Raw genomic sequence first — 17,492 nt, 5'->3', positions numbered from 1 at the left:
GTGCCGGAGACGTGGCGTCGTCGTATCGTTTCCTTGGAACGCATTCTTGTCAACACTTGTTTCCTATACGAGACACAACGAAGGATCAATGCATGGCGAACGAGCTCGCAACCGAAGGTGCGTCGGGCGTCGACGCGCCCCGGATCGGACCCCGGCTCAAGGCCGCCCGGCAGGCCCAGCGCCTGACCCTCGACGAACTGGCCGCGAGCTGCGGCATCACCAAGGGCTACCTGTCGAAGATTGAACGGGACCACGCGAGCGCGTCCGTCGCCACGTTGGTGCGCATCTGCGCCGCCCTGAACATTCCCGTCGGGTCCCTGTTCGAGAGCTCCGCCGCAGGTGAGGTGGTACGCGCCGACAACTACCCGCCGATCAGCTTCGGCGGCGAGCGCATGGCCGAGTTCCTGCTGACACCGTTCGGCGAGCGCCGCATCCAGTCGCTCCTGAGCCGGATCGAGCCCGGCGGCGGGAGTGGCTCGGAAACGTACGAACTACCGGTCGACGTCGCCTTCGTCTACGTCGTCTCGGGCCGGATCTGCATTTCCTTCAACGGTCCGGGGGCCGGGGAGGACGTGACGCTCGCGACCGGGGACGCGTTCACCTTCTCTCCCCAGTTGCCGCACAGCTTCCGCGCACTCGGCGACGACACCACGACCGTTCTGTGGATTCTGGCCCCCGCACTACCGGACGACGTCCGGCCCACCTCCCGCTAGGAAACCGTCAAGCGGTTTAGGAAACATGTGTTGACAGTCACGGCTCGCCCGTTCATTGTTGTCCACATCACTCCACCGCTCAGGAGCTCAACGTTGGATATCACCAAGATTTCTCCGCGCCCGCCGGGACTGGCAGGCGCACTCCGCGCCCGCAAATCGGTCGACGCGATCGTGGCGCGCAACGACCAGGAACCCGGTCACGGCCTCAAGCGGTCGATGGGCCTGGTGCACCTCACCGCACTGAGCATCGGTGCGTCGCTGGGAACGGGCATCTTCGTCATCCTCGGCGAGGCGACGCCCAAGGCCGGCCCCGCCGTCGTCCTCGCCTTCGTGCTCGCGGCGTTCACCGCACTCTTCTCCGCCCTCTCCTACGCGGAACTCGCAGGCAGCATCCCCGTCTCCGGTAGCTCGTACTCGTACACCTACGCGACGATGGGCGAACTCTTCGCATGGATCTGCGGCTGGTGCCTGATGCTCGAGTACGGCGTCTCGGTCGCGGCCGTCGCCGTCGGCTGGGGCGAGTACATCAACGAACTGCTCCACGGCATGTTCGGCATCGCGCTACCCGCCGCGATCAGCGAATCACCGGGAGCGGGCGGCATCGTCAACGTGCCCGCCATCGTCATCGTGCTCGTCGCGGTGGCACTGCTGACCCGGGGAGCGTCCGAGAGCGCCCTGGTGAACACGGTCATGGTCGCACTGAAGATCCTCGTGCTCGTGTTCTTCTGCGCTGTCGCGTTCACCGCGTTCCGCGCCGGAAACTTCACGCCGTTCATCCCCCTCGGTGCGGCAGGCGTGACGGCCGCGGCCTCCCAGGTGTTCTTCGCCTACATCGGGTTCGACGCCGCCTCGACCGCAGGCGACGAAGCGAAGAACGCGAAGCGCGACCTTCCCCGCGCCATCATCCTCTCGCTCCTGATCGTCACGATCCTCTACTGCCTGGTCGCGATCGCGGCTGTCGGCGCGATGCCCTGGCAGGACATCGCGGGCGAGGGCGCCGCACTCGCGACCATCCTGAATGCCGCCACCACCAGCACCTGGCCCGCCATCCTCCTGTCGGCCGGCGCGGTGATCGCCATCGCCAGCGTCGTCCTCGCCGTCATGTACGGGCAGACCCGGATCCTGTATGCGATGTCGCTCGACGGTCTCGTGCCGCGGGTCTTCTCCCGCGTCAACCCGCGCACCCGGGTGCCCGTCGTCAACATCGTGGTCGTCGGCGGTGTCGTCTCCGCGCTCGCGGGGTTCGTGCCGCTGGGCGAACTGGCCGACGCGACGAGCATCGGCTCGCTGTTCGCGTTCATGCTCGTCAACATCGCCGTGATCATCCTGCGCCGCCGCCACCCCGACCTGCACCGCAGCTTCCGGACCCCGCTGTTCCCGCTGATGCCGGTCCTCGGCGTCGTGTTCTGCGCGCTGCTGCTGTTCGGCCTCGGCGTCTCGACCTGGGTGGCGTTCGCTCTGTGGATGGCAGTCGGGCTCGCGATCTACTTCGCGTACGGCGTCCGCAAGTCCGAACTCCGCAACAGCCCGGAAAGGGTGACGGCACCATGAGGGCAGCACTGTTCCAAGGCCCCGAACTCTCCTTCGACGTCGCGGCGAACCTCTCCGCCATCGCGTCCGCCGCGCAGACGGCGGCGGCTTCCGGGGCGTCCATCCTCGTCTGCCCGGAGATGGCGGCCACCGGCTACAACATCGGATCCCTCATCGCTGCGCGGGCCGAACCCGCCGACGGACCGATTGCGGCACGGATCGCGGAGATCGCGCGCGAATCCGGAATCGCCGTCGTCTACGGATACCCCGAGGCGGACGCGGGGGTCGTCTACAACAGCGTGCAGGTGTTCGACCCGTCCGGGACGTCACTCGCGAACTACCGGAAGACGCACCTGTTCGGTGAGCTCGACCGCTCGCACTTCGCCGCCGGCGACGAACTGGTGGTCCAGTTCGACCACGCCGGAATCCGGTGCGGACTCCTGATCTGCTACGACGTCGAGTTCCCCGAAACCGTTCGCGCGCACGCCGACCGGGGAACCCAGTGGCTCGTCGTCCCCACCGGCCTGATGAGCCCGTACGAATTCATCGCTGAGAGTGTCGTCCCGACCCGGGCGTACGAGAGTCAGCTGTTCGTCACGTACGTCAACAGGTGCGGCACCGAAGCCGACCTCGACTACTGCGGATCCAGTTGCGCGATCGCGCCCGACGGCACCGAACTCGCCCGCGCCGGCCGCCACGAGGAGGTCGCGATCGTCGACCTCGAACTCGACGTCCTCCACCGATCCCGCCGTGAAAACACCCATCTCGACGACCGACGCGTCGACCTCTACCCCTTCATGCAGGAGAAGACTTCATGACGATCCCCGTCACTCCGGACAGCACCGCCGCGGACACCGATCCCAAGCCGCTCACCATGTTCGGCCCCGACTTCCCGTTCGCCTACGACGACTACATCGCGCACCACTCGGGCCTCGGCGCGGTGCCCGCCGACCGCCACGGCACCGAGGTGGCAGTCATCGGCGGCGGACTGTCGGGAATGGTCACGGCGTACGAGCTGATGAAGCTCGGCCTCAAACCGATTGTCTACGAAGCCGATCAGATCGGTGGCCGGATGCGGTCGCAGCCGTTCGACGGCCACCCGGACGTGGTCGCCGAGATGGGCGCGATGCGGTTCCCACCGTCGTCGACCACCCTGTTCCACTACCTCGACGCCATGGGACTGCGGACCGAGGCGTTCCCGAACCCGCTCGCCGACAGCACCCCCAGCACGGTCATCGACCTCAAGGGCGAAAGCTACTACGCGCAGCACCTCGACGACCTGCCGCCCGTGTTCCGGGAGGTGTCGGATGCGTGGCAGCGCACACTCGAGGATCACGCCGAGCTGATTCCGCTGCAGCAGGCGATCCGCGACCGCGACACCGCCGAACTCAAGCGCATCTGGAACGACCTGGTGGTCCGGCTGGACGATCAGACGTTCTACGGCTTCCTCGCCTCGTCGAAGCACTTCGCGTCGTTCCGGCATCGGGAAGTGTTCGGGCAGGTCGGTTTCGGCACGGGCGGCTGGGACACCGACTTCCCCAACTCGATCCTCGAGATCCTGCGCGTCGTCATCACCGCCGCCGACGACCACCACCGCGGCATCGTCGGCGGGTCGCAGCAGCTGCCCCTGCGCCTGTGGACCGACACTCCGTCGGGGATGGCGCACTGGCCGGACGGCACGTCGGTGCGCGCACTGAACGGCGGAAGCACCCGTCCCCGCGTCACGGAGGTCCGGAGGACCGCACCGCACCAGGTGACGGTCACCGACTCGTCCGGTGAGATCCGCACCTACCCCGCCGCCGTCTTCACGGCGCAGAGCTGGATGCTGCTCAACAACATTCACTGCGACGACGACCTGTTCCCGATCGACCACTGGACCGCGATCGAACGCACCCACTACATGGGGTCGACGAAGGTGTTCGCCCTCGTGGATCGTCCGTTCTGGAAGGACAAGGATTCGGTCACCGGCCGCGACCTCGTCAGCATGACCCTGACGGACCGGATGAGCCGCGGCACCTACCTCCTCGACCACGGTGACGACAAGCCCGGCCTGATCTGCCTGTCCTACACGTGGTCCGACGATTCGCTCAAGCTTCTGCCGCTCGACGCGACGGAGCGGATGAACCTCATGATCAAATCGCTCGAGGAGATCTACCCGGGGGTGGACTTCCGCAGTCACATCATCTCGACTCCGGTCACGCTGTCCTGGGAGACCGAACGCGACTTCATGGGTGCGTTCAAGGCCAACCTCCCCGGCCACTACCGCTACCAGGAACGGCTGTTCAGCCATTTCGTCCAGGACGAACTCGACCCACGGCATCGCGGCATCTTCCTGGCCGGCGACGACATCTCGTGGACCGCGGGCTGGGCGGAGGGTGCCGTGCAGACCGCACTCAACGCCGTCTGGGGAGTGATGCACCACCTGGGCGGCGCCACCCCCGCCGACAACCCCGGCCCGGGCGACAGGTATGCCGAGCTCGGCCCGATCCGCTTGTGCGACTAGTGCCTTCGGCCTGTGAGTACTTATTAACGTCCCGCGGTTAATAAGTACTCACGGGCGCGTCAGCCCAACCAGTCCAGGACCGCGGCGGCCGTCCACGACTGCTGCATGCTGCCGAGGGGCTGACCGGTGAACGGTTCGTAGTATTCGGCGAAGCTGCCGTCGCTCGCCTGCCGCAGCCCCTCGGACCGCAGCAGGTGCGCGCGCTCGGCCCACCCGCGCCGGGCGAACGCCCAGGAGAACAGCCACGTCATCACCGGCCACACCGGACCGCGCCAGTACTCGCGCGGGCGGAAGTCGCCCGACACCGGCGACGTCGACGGCGGCACGGCGTACCGGAGGTCGGGGTGACCGCAGAATTTCGGTCCCTCGAACGTGCGGAGCAGGGCCCGTTCGGCGTCCCGGCTCAGGCCGCCACACAGCAGGGGCGAGAACATGGCGAGGGTTTCGGTGGAAATCCACCGGCCGCTGCGCAGATCGAAATCGCGTGCCGCCCCGGACCGTTCGTCGGTGGTCGTGAGGACGCCCTGCCGGAACCGGGCCGCCCACCCGTGCAGCTCCCGGACGTCGGAGTTCGGCATCGAGTGTTCCTCGCCGATGGTCGCGAGCACCTCGCACGCCATCGAGAACACGGCGCTGACGAACACGTCCTCCACCGCGAAGCTCATGGCGGTGGCCAGTTCCTCGTCGTCGTAGCGGACGGTCTTCATCTCCTCGAGCAGCCACAGGTAGCGGTCGTATTCGCCGTTGGACGGCCGCTGTCCGGTGTCGGCCACGTGGGACAGGTCCTCGCGCAGATACGTGGGCATCACCCCGGCCACGACGTTGGCGTACGAGTGGTCCCAGCGCGGCGAGTTGTCCATGCCGGACTCCCAGCCGTGGTACAGCGCGATCCGGCCGTTGCCGTCGAGGTCGCGGGCGTTGGCCAGCCAGCGGTGCCAGCGCACGAGGTCGGGCCAGCGCCGGTCGAGGAACTCCTCGGCGACGGCGCGGGTGCTGCGACCGTGCCTGCGCGAGTGGTCGAGGATGCGCTGCACGGCGATGGCGTGCACGGGCGGCTGGGTGATCCCCGACGTCTGCGTGCCGCTCGGCGCGTGCGCCGCGAGGGTCCCGCACTCCCACCGCCCGGGGCCGGGGAAGTATCCGTCGACGCCGTTCGCGAACACGATGTGCGGGATCATGCCGTTCTTCCACTGCGCCGACAGCAGGGTGTCGAGTTCGACGACGGCCCGCTCCACGCTCAGGGGCGCCAGGCCGACCGCGACGAACGCCGCGTCCCAACTCCACATGTGCGGGTACAGGCGCGGCGCGGCACTCGTCATCGTGCCGAGGTCGTTGCCGCGAAGCAGGTACGCGGCACGTGCCGCGAGCTGTGTCGGGGTGAATCCGCGGTCCGCCATTGCACCATTCTGCTGCGGGTCGGCCCACATCGCTCGTCGGACGGGGTTCAGCCTGCGAATCCGCACAGGGTCAGCGTCGGACGCGAGTTGCGCAGCGGCCGCGATTCCGACAGCCTGCGGAGCAGGGTCGACCCCCACAGACCGCGGCCGAGGGGCAACATCACCTCACGGGTGAACGCGAGGTCCGGCACCTGTCCGGGCAGGTCCGCCGCCTCGCCGGCGGAGAGGTGGAACGGCATCGGCGGGACGGTGTAGCCGCCGTGAATCCGCAGTCCCTTCTGCGTCTTGCGGCTGAACCATTTCGGCACCGAATCGAACATCATCCGGCCGCCGGGGAAACGCCGGGCGCAGTCGCCGATCAGGGACAGCGACTCGTCGGCGGGCAGATACATCAGCAGGCCCTCCGCCGAGACGAACACGCCCCGGCCGGTGTCTACGTGGTCCATCCACGAGCGGTCGAGCGCGGACACCGCGAGTGTGGTGACGTTCGGCTCGTCCGGCAACAGTTGCCTGCGCAGGGCGACCACCTCGGGCAGGTCGATCGACACCCACCGGACGTCCGGGTCGCCGATCCGCCAGTAGCTGGTCTGCAATCCTTCACCGAGCGCGACGACCGTTCCGCCGGGGTGACCGTCGAGGAACACCCGTATCTCGTCGTCGAAGGCCCGAGCGCGCAGAGCGTGGGATTGGCTCGGTTTCCCGAAGTTCTCGTACGGATAGTCGAGGGTCTCGTAGAGCGTCACGGCGAGCGGGTCGACCAACGTGCCGTCGGGACGCGACGCCTCGACGGCACGGTTGCGGAGGGTCCACATCATCGTCGCGGGAACACCGGTCAGGGTGGTCGCGTCCACCCGTTCCCCGTCGTCGTCAGGCACGCGGCACCGGCTCTGCTTCTTCGAGTTTGGAGTGCTTGCGCGAGTAGAAGAAGTACACGATCAGACCGAGGATCAGCCAGATCCCGAACCGCAGCCAGGTCTCCCACGGCAGCGAGAGGATGAGCCAGCCGGAGAACACGACGCCGATGATCGGGATGACCGGCATGAACGGAAGCTTGAACGTGCGGGGGACCTCGGGGCGGGTGCGCCGGAGCACCGCGACCGCGATGCAGACGACGATGAATGCCGACAGGATCCCGATGTTGGTGAGTTCCGCGACCGTGTTGATGGGGAAGAACCCGGCCAGCAGCGCCGAACCGATCCCCACGATCCACGTGACCCGCGTCGGAACCTTGCGCACCGGGTGCGTCTTCGCGAACCATTCCGGGAGCAGGCCGTCCCGGCTCATCGCGTACCAGACGCGGGTCACACCGAGCATGAAGGTGAGCACGACGGTGATGATGCCGACGATGGCACCGACCGCGATGATGTTCGCGACCCCGGGCATGCCGACCGAATCGAAGGCGGTGGAGAAGCCGCTCTCGGGGCTGATCTCGGTGTACTTCTGCATTCCGGTCAGCACGAGGGTGACCAGGACGTACAGCGTCATCGCGATGCCGAGGGAGTACAGGATCGCCTTCGGCAGGTGCTTGGTGGCGTCCTTCGATTCCTCGGCGGCCGTGCTCATCGCGTCGTACCCGAAGACGGCGAAGAACACGGTGGCCGCGCCGGTGAACACGGCTGCGGTGCCGAACGGGAAGTAAGGGGTGTAGTTGGCGCTGTCGATGTGGAAGAGGCCCAGCACGATGATGAGGACGACCAACGCGACCTTGATCGCCACCGCGACAGTCTCGAATCGGCCGACACTGCGGATTCCGCGCGAGAGCACCCACGCGGTCCCGAGGCAGAACAGGGCTGCGAAGACGTCGAAGACGTGCCCGTCGCCGGTGCCCAGCGCGCCCATCATCCAGTCGGGCAGGCTGATGCCGATCTGTTCGAGGAGAAACCGGAAGTACCCGGACACGCCGATGGCGACGACGGCCGCCACCGCGATGTATTCCAGCAGCAGGTCCCAGCCGATGAACCAGCCGACGATCTCGCCGAGCGCCACGTAACCGTAGGTGTAGGCCGATCCGGCCTTGGGGATCATTCCGGCGAACTCGGCGTAACACAGTGCGGCCGCAGCACTGGCGACACCGGCGATCAGGAAGGAGATCAGCACGGCCGGGCCGGTGACGGAATGCGCGACCGAGCCGGCGAGGGAGAAGACGCCTGCGCCGATGATGCCGCCGACGCCGATCGCGGTGAGTTGCCACAGGCCGAGCGATTTGGTCAGACGCTCGTCGGGCGGGGTGTCCTCGTCGACCTCGGTGAGGGGTTTGCGGCGCAGCATTTGGGTGCGCAACTTGTCCATCGACATTGCCGGGCTCCGTTTCTCAGTGGGGTGAGATGCGGTATCTCACTCAATCACCTTTTCGGGCCGGCGTGGGCCAGGAACACGGGACTCGGTGGCCGTCGTCACCCTTGCAGGAATACGGTAGGGGGGTATGGTAGTTCTCAGATAGGACATCGATACCCCCGAGAGAGGCAGATCCGTGAGCACCTCGAGCGTCACCGTCACCGGCATGACCTGCAACCACTGCGTGTCCTCGGTCACCGAGGAGATCAGCGCACTCCCCGGCGTCACCAACGTGAACGTCGATCTGGCCACCGGCAAGGTCGTCATCGACAGCACCACCGACCTCGATCCGAGTGCTGTCGCGGGCGCTGTCGAAGAAGCCGGGTATTCCGTCGCCGGCTGAGCCGGCACCTCCAACGCGGCCGGCTGAGCCGGCACCTCCACCACAGGAGACCCACCATGAACGCAACCGGCAAGTTCGCCGGATTCACCGTCGGCCTCGTCGTGATCTTCGGCGCCGCGCTCGCACTCGGGTCGGTTGCCGGCCCGGATGTGGCCGAGCCCGCCGCGCACACGGCCGAGGACGACGGACACGGAGCGGCAGGTCACGGCGCCGCCGCCGACCCGACCCCGGGCGGACTGACGCCCACTGCCGACGGCTACACCCTCGCACTCGCATCCGACCAGGTCACCGCGGGTGCCGCGGTCCCGGTGCAGTTCCGGATCACGAACCCCTCGGGGGTACCCGTGACGGACTACACCGTGGAGCACGAGAAACTGCTGCACCTGATCGTCGTCCGCCGGGACCTCGCCGGGTTCCAGCACGTGCACCCGACGCTCGACGCGACCGGAACGTGGAGCGTCCCCCTCGACCTCACTCGCGGCGGCGACTACCGCGTGTTCGCGGACTTCACCCCGGCAGGCGGCGAAGGCGTCACCCTGGGCACGGATCTGCGCGTCGCGGGCACCTACGACCCGCAGGAACTGCCGGCACCCGCACCGACCGCCACCGTGGACGGCTACACCGTCACACTCGACGGCACGTTGCGACCGGGAGAGACGTCGAACGTGACGCTCTCGGTGAGCCGCGACGGGCAGCCCGTCACCGATCTGCAGCCCTACCTCGGCGCATACGGCCACCTGGTGGCGCTGCGCACCACCGACCTCGGATACCTGCACGTACACCCGGACGGACATCCCGGTGACGGCGTCACCGCGGCGGGCCCCGGAATCGACTTCGCCGTCACCGCACCCGGCGCGGGCGACTACCGGCTGTTCCTGGACTTCCAGCACGCCGGCGCCGTCCACACCGCCGAGTTCACCGCCACCGCCGGACCGGAGGAGAAGTGATGACCCGCTCGACCGACCTCGCGGCACCGCCCGATTCCCAGATCGAACTGGCCATCGGCGGAATGACCTGCGCGTCGTGCGCCAACCGCATCGAGCGCAAGCTGAACAAACTCGACGGCGTCACCGCGACCGTCAACTACGCGACGGAGAAGGCCCGCGTCCATTACGACGCCGCCGACGTCTCGCCCGAAGAACTCGTCGCCACGGTCGAGCAGGCCGGGTACACGGCGCGACTGCCCGAGGTGAAGCCCCCGGCCCCGGAGGAGGAGGACCCGGCGGCGGAACTGCGGCAGCGGCTGCTCGTGTCCGCGGTGCTGACGGTCCCCGTCATCGCGATGGCGATGATCCCGGCGCTGCAGTTCACCAACTGGCAGTGGCTCTCGCTCACCCTCGCGGCACCAGTCGTGGTCTGGGGTGCGTGGCCGTTCCACAAGGCCGCCTGGACCAACCTGCGGCACGGCACCGCGACCATGGACACCCTGGTGTCGATGGGCACGCTGGCCGCGTTCGGCTGGTCGCTGTACGCACTGTTCTGGGGCACGGCAGGCATGCCGGGGATGACGCACCCGTTCGAGCTCACGATCGCGCGGGTCGACGGCACCGGCAACATCTATCTGGAGGCCGCGGCCGGCGTCACCACGTTCATCCTGGCCGGCCGCTACTTCGAGGCCCGCGCCAAACGCCGGGCGGGAGCGGCACTGCGGGCGCTCCTCGAACTGGGCGCCAAGGAAGTGTCGGTACTGCGTGACGGCACCGAACAGCTGATCGGCATCGACCAGCTCGAGGTCGGCGACCTCTTCGTGGTCCGTCCCGGCGAGAAGATCGCCACCGACGGCGTCGTCGTCGAAGGTTCGTCGGCGGTGGACGCGTCGATGCTGACCGGTGAATCCGTGCCGGTCGAGGTGTCGCCGGACTCCGAGGTGGCGGGTGCGACGGTCAACGTCGGCGGTCGAATCGTGGTTCGCGCCAGCCGGATCGGAGCCGACACCCAGCTCGCGCAGATGGCGTGGATGGTCGAGGACGCGCAGACCGGCAAGGCCGAGGTGCAACGCCTGGCCGACCGGATCTCCGGCATCTTCGTCCCGATCGTGATCGCATTGTCGGTCGCGACCCTCGGTTTCTGGATCGGCACCGGCGGTTCGGTCGCCGCCGCGTTCACGGCCGCGGTCGCCGTCCTGATCATCGCGTGCCCGTGTGCGCTCGGACTCGCCACCCCGACCGCCCTCATGGTGGGCACGGGACGCGGAGCCCAGCTGGGCATCCTGATCAAGGGACCCGAAGTTCTGGAATCGACCCGGCGAGTCGACACGGTGGTGGTCGACAAGACCGGCACCGTCACCACCGGCACGATGTCGCTGCACGACGTGATCGCCGCGGACGGCCAGGACGGGGAGCAGGTTCTGCGGTTCGCCGGCGCACTCGAGGACGCGTCCGAGCATCCCATCGCACGGGCGATCACCCGCGCGGCACGGGACCGGTTCACGACGCTGCCCGACGTCGAACAGTTCACCAACATCGCGGGACTCGGCGTCCAGGGCATGATCGACGGACACGCGGTGGTCATCGGCCGCGCGAAACTGCTCCGCGACTGGTCGCTGCACCTCACCACGGAACTCCAGCGCGCCGTCGACGCGGCGGAGTCGGAAGGCAAGACTGCCGTCGGGATCGGCTGGGACGGCCAGGCGCGCGGCGTGCTCGTGGTCGCCGACACCGTGAAGCCGACGTCACGCGAGGCGGTGGCGCAGTTCCGCGAACTGGGCCTCACCCCGATCATGCTCACCGGCGACAACAATTCCGCGGCCCGGGCGATCGCCGCCCAGGTCGGCATCGGCGAAGTGATCGCGGAGGTACTGCCCCAGGACAAGGTCGACGTGATCAAGCGTCTGCAGGCCGAGGGCAAGGTGGTCGCGATGGTCGGCGACGGGGTCAACGACGCCGCCGCTCTCGCGCAGGCCGACCTCGGTCTCGCCATGGGAACCGGCACGGACGTGGCCATCGAGGCCAGCGACCTCACGCTGGTGCGCGGCGACCTGCGGGCCGCGGCCGACGCGATCCGGTTGTCGCGCAGGACGTTGAGCACGATCAAGGGCAACCTGTTCTGGGCCTTCGCCTACAACGTCGCGGCGTTGCCACTGGCGGCGGCGGGCCTGCTCAACCCCATGCTGGCCGGCGCCGCCATGGCATTCTCATCGGTGTTCGTCGTGAGCAACAGCCTGCGACTGCGCCGCTTCCAGCCCCTGACCACTCCCACCCGAGGGGAACACTCATGACCGAGCAACCGAACACCGACCACGACCACACGGCCGGCCACGGGTACATCAGCGCCAAGGACGACTACCTCAAGCGCCTGCGCCGCATCGAGGGCCAGGCGCGGGGACTCCAGCGGATGGTCGAGGACGAGAAGTACTGCATCGACATCCTCACCCAGGTCTCCGCGATGACCAAGGCGCTGCAGGCCGTGGCGCTGGGTCTGCTCGAAGACCACATAAGCCACTGCGTCGTCGACGCCGCCGTCGCGGGCGGCTCCGAGGCCGACGCGAAGATCAAGGAAGCCACCGACGCCATCGCACGACTGGTGCGTTCCTGAAACCAGACCACGAGAGCAGCTTCCGAGGGAGCAGGCATGTCTCACGATCATCAGCAGCAGGAAATGGAACGGGTCCGGCACACCGACCACGCTGATCGGCACGCCGGTCACGGCGCGCACGGCGAGGTGTTCCGGCAGAAATTCTGGATCAGCCTCGCACTGTCGGTGCCGGTGGTGGTGTTCAGCCACATGTTCGCCGATCTCCTCGGCTACACCGTCCCCGACTTCCCCGGTGCGTCGTGGATTCCGCCGGTGGTCGGCACCGCGATCTTCTTCTACGGGGGTGCGCCGTTCCTCACCGGCGCGTGGGGTGAGCTGAAGTCGCGGCGGCCCGGCATGATGCTGCTGATCGGCATGGCGATCACGGTCGCGTTCGTCGCGTCGTGGATCACGACCCTGCAGATCGGCGGGTTCAACCTCGACTTCTGGTGGGAGCTGGCGCTTCTCATCGTCATCATGCTGCTCGGCCACTGGCTGGAGATGCGGGCGCTGGGGTCGGCGTCCGGCGCCCTCGACGCACTCGCCGCGCTGCTGCCGGACACCGCCGACAGGGTCACCGACGACGGTGTCACCGAGGTGCCCGTCTCCGAACTCGCCACCGGCGACCTGGTGCTGGTGCGGGCCGGTGGTCGCATCCCCGCCGACGGCACCGTCGAGGACGGCCGCGCGGAGGTCGACGAATCGATGATCACCGGCGAATCCAACCCTGTCCCACGGTCGGTCGGCGACACCGTGGTGGCCGGCACCGTCGCCACCGACAGCGCGCTGCGAATCCAGGTGGGCGCGGTGGGGGAGGACACCGCCCTCGCCGGCATCCAGCGGCTGGTCGCCGACGCGCAGTCCTCCTCGTCCCGGGCGCAGGCCCTCGCCGACCGTGCCGCGGCGTTCCTGTTCTACTTCGCTTCGATCGCAGGGCTTCTCACGTTCGTGGTGTGGTCGCTGCTCGGCAACGTGGACGAGGCCGTGGTGCGGACCGTCACCGTTCTGGTGATCGCCTGCCCGCACGCACTCGGTCTGGCGATACCCCTCGTGATCGCCATCTCCACCGAGCGTGCCGCGAAGGCAGGTGTCCTGGTGAAGGACCGGCTGGCGCTCGAACGCATGCGCAACGTCGACGTCGTCCTGTTCGACAAGACCGGCACCCTGACCCAGGGCAAGCACGTCGTCACCGGGGTGGTCACCACCGCGGGTGTCACCGAGACCGAACTGCTCGCGCTCGCCGGCGCCGTGGAGGCCGACAGCGAGCACCCGGTCGCGCGGGCCATCGTCGCCGAGGCGGCAGCGAACGTGCCCGCGGACGAGCGGCGCACCGCGTCCGACTTCCGGTCGCTGCCCGGACGTGGGGTGCGCGCAGACGTCGACGGCATACCCGTAGAGGTAGGCGGGCCGGCGATGCTCGCGGAGCTGAACGTGACCGTCCCCGAAGACGTTGCCGCGCAGACGACACGGTGGGTCGAGCGCGGCGCCTCCGTCCTCCATCTCGTCCGCGACGGCGCGGTGCTCGGCGCGGTGGCGCTCGAGGACGCCGTCCGCGAGGAGTCCCGGCAGGCGATCGACGCCCTGCACGAGCGCGGTGTGAAGGTCGCGATGATCACCGGAGACGCCCGTCAGGTGGCCGACGCCGTCGCCGCCGATCTCGGGATCGACGAAGCGTTCGCCGACGTGCTACCGGAGAACAAGGACGCCGAGGTGGCCGCCCTCCAGGCCCGCGGTCACCGGGTGGCGATGGTCGGCGACGGCGTCAACGACGCGCCTGCACTCGCCCGCGCGGATGTCGGCGTCGCGATCGGCGCCGGCACGGACGTCGCCATCGAGTCGGCGGGTGTCGTCCTCGCCGCCGACGATCCCCGCGCCGTCCTCTCGATCATCGACCTGTCCCAGGCGAGCTATCGCAAGATGTGGCAGAACCTGGTGTGGGCCACCGGCTACAACGTCATTGCCGTCCCTCTGGCCGCCGGTGTCCTCGCGTTCGCCGGGGTCGCGATTTCACCCGCGGTCGCGGCGATCCTGATGTCCGTGTCCACCATCGTCGTCGCACTCAACGCGCAGCTGCTGCGACGACTCGATCTGGATCCGGAACGGCTGAGCCGACACTGACCCGCTCTGCATCGACCGGGCCGGCGCCCTCGCTATCTGCTGTCGGTCAGTACTTCGATCTTGCGGGAGAGGCCGAACAGCACCGCTCCCAGAAGGACGGCTCCCGAGCCGACGAGGAGGAAGAAGTTTCCGGTGGAAATTGTCGTGAACAACCCGCCGAGTAGGCCGGAGAGCGTCGATCCACCGGCGAGGGTCAGGAAGAGCAGTGCCACGGTTTGCGCCGTGAATCGCTCGGGTGCAATGCGCGTGGCCAGTGCGAGTCCGACCGGTCCGACGAAGATTTCGGATGAACCGGCAACGGCCATGCTGACGAGAACCAGGAGCGGTGGCACAGTCTTGTCGGGAAAGAACTGCGAGAGCAACAGCAGCAGGTAGGCGCAGCCGACCATGGTCAGCCCGATGGCGAACTTCGCGGACGTAGTCGGTTGGCGAGTACCGAGTTTCGTCCACAACATGGCGACGAGAGGGGTGAGCAGGACCGCGGAGACCGGGCTGATGGTGGTCAGCCAGGGAGCGGGTACCTGCCAGCCACCGACATCGAGATCGACCCGATCCTTGATGAACACCGAGATGGTGGTGAACTTCTGGAACAGGAACCCGAAGTACAGCAGGCTTGCGATCCACAGTGGGATGAAGCCCCTCATACGACGCTTCTCCGCCGGTGTCACGTTCGGCGAACGCAGGATCACCGTGAAGTAGATGATCGCGGCGACGAGGATGACGGCCCCGACGAAGTGCGAGAGGTTGGTGTTGTCGACGAACCCGAGCTGCCAGAGGGCGACCACGAACGCAGTCACGGCGGCGACGGCGGCGAACGCGTAGGGCAGGTGCGTGCGAGCGATCGGATTCTTGACGACGCCGGCCTCGGCGGGAAGGTCGCGCATCTTCCACGAGTATTGGATGAGCGCCCCGACCATTCCGACAGCGGCGAGGCTGAAGGCCGCGTGGAATCCCCACCTGCTCTGGGTGAATCCGGTGAGCAGCGGTCCGAATGCGGAGCCGGTGTTGATGGCCATGTAGAAGTACGAGAAACCGGCGTCGCGTGCGGGGCGATTGTCGGCATAGAGCATGCCCACTATCGACGTGATGTTCGTCTTGAGCGCGCCGGTACCCAGGACGATGAGCGTGAGCCCGAAGGCCAGGCCGGAGAGTCCGTCGAGTATCGCGAGAGCGAGGTGGCCGACGGTGATGACGACGGCGCCGTAGAGGACCATTCGGCGTGGCGCGATCAGCCGATCGGCGATCCATGCCCCGAGAATCTGGGACAGGTACACCGATCCGCCGTAGGCGCCGACGATGCTGACCGCGGTCGCCGGCGCGAGATCGAGTCCGCCGTCGCTGAGTGAGTACAACAGATAGAAGCTGAGAACTCCCTGCAAGCCGTAATAGCTGAAACGCTCCCAGAGTTCGGTGAACGCCAGGTTCCACAGACCCTTGGGTTGCCCGAGCGAGTCGGACCTCGTCCGTTCGACCGTGCGGTGGTACTCGGTTGCAACGCTCTTGTCGATCTCGGTCATGTCTCTCCCTGTGTTCGGGGAAGGGGTGTAGTTCGTACCGGTGCCTCGGCGCTGAGCGCGTGCTGGTGGTGAGAGATCAGCGCCCGGCGATCTTGTCGGCCAGCAGCGCGAGTCGGGAGGTGCGAGGGCCGGCCGCTCGAGCCTCGAGAACGTCGGCGATCGAGTAGATGCGGTAGAGGCCGTGTGCGCCGATCCACCGGAGCGGTTCGGGTTCCCAGCGTCGGGGCATCTGACGAACCCACGGCAACGTGGAGAGCTTGGTATCGCCCTGCAGGATCAGGTCGGAAGCGATGCGGCCGGCGAGATGGGCGGCCGTCAGCCCTTGGCCGGCGTAGCCGCCCACGCGCAGGATCTTGCTACTCGGGTCGTTGTCGATGAACGGTGACCAGTCGCGGGTCACCCCGAGCACACCGCACCACGCGTGGGCGGCGGCGAGGGGGACTTGTGGGAACAAGTCCGCCAGGAGGTTGGTCAGTGCGGCAATGGTGTGCTGGTCGACTTCACCGTCGCGGTCTACTCCGGAGGCGAAGCGGTACGGCTTACCGCGGCCGCCGATCGCGATGCGCCCGTCGGGCGTTCGCTGGCCGTAGAAGTACGTGTGGGCTGCACCCGACACGCCGTCGCCGTGCGCCCAGCCGATCTGCTCCCACTGATCGCCGGTGAGCCGGTCGGTCACGAGCATCGCGCTGTTGAGGGGGAGCATCCGCCGGCGCTGTCCCCGCTGCCGGGAGGAATAGCCTTCGGTGGCGACCACGACATGCCGACGTGCCCGGACGGTGTGAGCGCCGACGGCGAGTCGGCCGGGCTCGATCGTGTCCACCCGCGACGAGGTGTAGATGCGTACCCCGGCCTTTTGAACGGTCCGGGCAAGGGCGAGCAGCATCTTCACGGGATCCACGCAGTAGTTGTCCGGTGAGTGCAGGGCGCCCGTCACGCCGGCGATGTTCACCCGCTCGCTCGCCTCGGCGGCGGTGAGGAGGCGGAGGCGGCCTTCGTCGACGCCCCAGCTACGGCTCTTGGCAAGGTAGTTTTCGATCCGGTTCTGTTCGCTGGCCGAGCGGGCCACCTGCATCCAGCCGCCATGGCGGGCGTCGATGTTCTGAGCGCCGAGCACGTCGACGACGTCGTGGATGGATTCTTCCAGTCGCTGTTCGATCTCGAGGACGCCGGCACGACCACCGTGTTGACGTGCCAGAACATCGCGGATTCCAACGGGTTTCGCGGACAACCAACCGCCGTTGCGTCCGGAGGCTCCGAATCCGAGACGCTCGGCTTCGAACACGGCGACGGACAGTGTGGGGTCGGCCTGGGTGAGGGCCCACGCGGTCCACAGTCCTGAGAGTCCACCGCCCACGATCGCGACATCGACTTCCTCGTCGCGGTCCAAGGGCACGGTCGCGGGGGTGTCGAGATCATCTCGCGACATCCAGTGGGAAAGGTGGCCGTTTCGCATGCAGAGACTCCCCGGTCAATTTTTCTTTACCTACGATCAAGTTATCTTGATCACAACCAAAGGCTGATGTA

14 protein-coding genes are annotated in these 17,492 nt (G+C 67.7%); 9 read left to right on the top strand and 5 right to left on the bottom strand.

Annotated features, from left to right (window positions below; all coding sequences use genetic code 11):
* Window positions 1–92: 92 nt before the first annotated feature.
* The 4 genes from WKC72_RS04785 (at window position 93) to WKC72_RS04770 (ending at window position 4,746) form a co-directional block, all read left to right on the top strand.
* Complete coding sequence (locus WKC72_RS04785; RefSeq protein WP_037230300.1) at window positions 93–713, top strand: helix-turn-helix domain-containing protein; 621 nt, start codon at window positions 93–95, stop codon at window positions 711–713.
* A gap of 93 nt (window positions 714–806) precedes the next feature.
* A complete protein-coding gene (locus tag WKC72_RS04780) occupies window positions 807–2,264 on the top strand; it encodes an amino acid permease (RefSeq protein WP_037230301.1) in 1,458 nt (485 codons plus the stop codon).
* A complete protein-coding gene (locus WKC72_RS04775) occupies window positions 2,261–3,061 on the top strand; it encodes a carbon-nitrogen hydrolase family protein (protein ID WP_037230303.1) in 801 nt (266 codons plus the stop codon). The genes WKC72_RS04780 and WKC72_RS04775 overlap by 4 nt, the downstream gene beginning before the upstream one ends.
* On the top strand, window positions 3,058–4,746 hold the full coding sequence (locus WKC72_RS04770; protein ID WP_370181881.1) for a flavin monoamine oxidase family protein: 1,689 nt from the start codon (window positions 3,058–3,060) through the stop codon (window positions 4,744–4,746). The genes WKC72_RS04775 and WKC72_RS04770 overlap by 4 nt, the downstream gene beginning before the upstream one ends.
* Before the next feature lie 59 nt (window positions 4,747–4,805).
* Here WKC72_RS04770 and WKC72_RS04765 read toward each other — a convergent pair whose 3' ends face one another.
* Genes WKC72_RS04765 through WKC72_RS04755 form a run of 3 tightly spaced genes read right to left on the bottom strand, consistent with a single transcriptional unit; the run spans window position 4,806 to window position 8,438 of the window.
* A complete protein-coding gene (locus WKC72_RS04765; RefSeq protein ID WP_037230412.1) occupies window positions 4,806–6,143 on the bottom strand; it encodes an amylo-alpha-1,6-glucosidase in 1,338 nt (445 codons plus the stop codon).
* A 47-nt stretch (window positions 6,144–6,190) separates the two neighbouring features.
* A complete protein-coding gene (locus WKC72_RS04760; protein ID WP_370184261.1) occupies window positions 6,191–6,958 on the bottom strand; it encodes a class I SAM-dependent methyltransferase in 768 nt (255 codons plus the stop codon).
* Window positions 6,959–7,010: 52 nt separating this feature from the next.
* On the bottom strand, window positions 7,011–8,438 hold the full coding sequence (locus tag WKC72_RS04755) for an amino acid permease (protein WP_370181880.1): 1,428 nt from the start codon (window positions 8,436–8,438) through the stop codon (window positions 7,011–7,013).
* A 175-nt stretch (window positions 8,439–8,613) separates the two neighbouring features.
* On the opposite strand from WKC72_RS04755, the gene WKC72_RS04750 reads away from it, so the two are divergent.
* Genes WKC72_RS04750 through WKC72_RS04730 form a run of 5 tightly spaced genes read left to right on the top strand, consistent with a single transcriptional unit; the run spans window position 8,614 to window position 14,451 of the window.
* Window positions 8,614–8,820, top strand: coding sequence for a heavy-metal-associated domain-containing protein (locus WKC72_RS04750; RefSeq protein ID WP_005254342.1), 207 nt, complete (start codon window positions 8,614–8,616; stop codon window positions 8,818–8,820).
* Window positions 8,821–8,876: 56 nt separating this feature from the next.
* Entirely contained in the window at window positions 8,877–9,767 is an 891-nt protein-coding gene (locus WKC72_RS04745; RefSeq protein ID WP_037230308.1) for a hypothetical protein, read from the top strand.
* Window positions 9,767–12,037, top strand: coding sequence for a heavy metal translocating P-type ATPase (locus WKC72_RS04740; RefSeq protein WP_370181878.1), 2,271 nt, complete (start codon window positions 9,767–9,769; stop codon window positions 12,035–12,037). Before WKC72_RS04745 ends, WKC72_RS04740 begins: the two co-directional genes overlap by 1 nt.
* Window positions 12,034–12,354 (top strand): metal-sensitive transcriptional regulator, encoded by a 321-nt coding sequence (locus WKC72_RS04735; RefSeq protein ID WP_009476541.1) that lies wholly within the window; start codon window positions 12,034–12,036, stop codon window positions 12,352–12,354. The genes WKC72_RS04740 and WKC72_RS04735 overlap by 4 nt, the downstream gene beginning before the upstream one ends.
* 36 nt (window positions 12,355–12,390) lie before the next feature.
* Window positions 12,391–14,451: a heavy metal translocating P-type ATPase gene (locus tag WKC72_RS04730; RefSeq protein WP_370181877.1), complete on the top strand. Its 2,061-nt coding sequence runs from the start codon at window positions 12,391–12,393 to the stop codon at window positions 14,449–14,451.
* A 32-nt stretch (window positions 14,452–14,483) separates the two neighbouring features.
* Here WKC72_RS04730 and WKC72_RS04725 read toward each other — a convergent pair whose 3' ends face one another.
* Window positions 14,484–15,968 (bottom strand): peptide MFS transporter, encoded by a 1,485-nt coding sequence (locus tag WKC72_RS04725; protein ID WP_370181876.1) that lies wholly within the window; start codon window positions 15,966–15,968, stop codon window positions 14,484–14,486.
* A 76-nt stretch (window positions 15,969–16,044) separates the two neighbouring features.
* Window positions 16,045–17,421, bottom strand: a complete 1,377-nt coding sequence (locus WKC72_RS04720; RefSeq protein WP_370181874.1) for an NAD(P)/FAD-dependent oxidoreductase — start codon at window positions 17,419–17,421, stop codon at window positions 16,045–16,047.
* Window positions 17,422–17,492 lie beyond the last annotated feature (71 nt).

The organism is Rhodococcus wratislaviensis (assembly GCF_041228765.1).
GTDB lineage: Bacteria > Actinomycetota > Actinomycetes > Mycobacteriales > Mycobacteriaceae > Rhodococcus_F > Rhodococcus_F wratislaviensis.
The sequence above is the reverse complement of the archived record's forward strand: the minus strand, read 5'-3'. Positions and strand labels throughout refer to the sequence as shown.

Coding starts and splice junctions, on each gene's coding strand:
- WKC72_RS04785 (WP_037230300.1), top strand. CDS start 93: ATGGCGAACGAGCTCGCAACCGAAGGTGCGTCGGGCGTCGACGCGCCC.
- WKC72_RS04775 (WP_037230303.1), top strand. CDS start 2,261: ATGAGGGCAGCACTGTTCCAAGGCCCCGAACTCTCCTTCGACGTCGCG.
- WKC72_RS04770 (WP_370181881.1), top strand. CDS start 3,058: ATGACGATCCCCGTCACTCCGGACAGCACCGCCGCGGACACCGATCCC.
- WKC72_RS04765 (WP_037230412.1), bottom strand. CDS start 6,143: ATGGCGGACCGCGGATTCACCCCGACACAGCTCGCGGCACGTGCCGCG.
- WKC72_RS04760 (WP_370184261.1), bottom strand. CDS start 6,958: ATGATGTGGACCCTCCGCAACCGTGCCGTCGAGGCGTCGCGTCCCGAC.
- WKC72_RS04755 (WP_370181880.1), bottom strand. CDS start 8,438: ATGTCGATGGACAAGTTGCGCACCCAAATGCTGCGCCGCAAACCCCTC.
- WKC72_RS04745 (WP_037230308.1), top strand. CDS start 8,877: ATGAACGCAACCGGCAAGTTCGCCGGATTCACCGTCGGCCTCGTCGTG.
- WKC72_RS04740 (WP_370181878.1), top strand. CDS start 9,767: ATGACCCGCTCGACCGACCTCGCGGCACCGCCCGATTCCCAGATCGAA.
- WKC72_RS04735 (WP_009476541.1), top strand. CDS start 12,034: ATGACCGAGCAACCGAACACCGACCACGACCACACGGCCGGCCACGGG.
- WKC72_RS04730 (WP_370181877.1), top strand. CDS start 12,391: ATGTCTCACGATCATCAGCAGCAGGAAATGGAACGGGTCCGGCACACC.
- WKC72_RS04725 (WP_370181876.1), bottom strand. CDS start 15,968: ATGACCGAGATCGACAAGAGCGTTGCAACCGAGTACCACCGCACGGTC.
- WKC72_RS04720 (WP_370181874.1), bottom strand. CDS start 17,421: ATGCGAAACGGCCACCTTTCCCACTGGATGTCGCGAGATGATCTCGAC.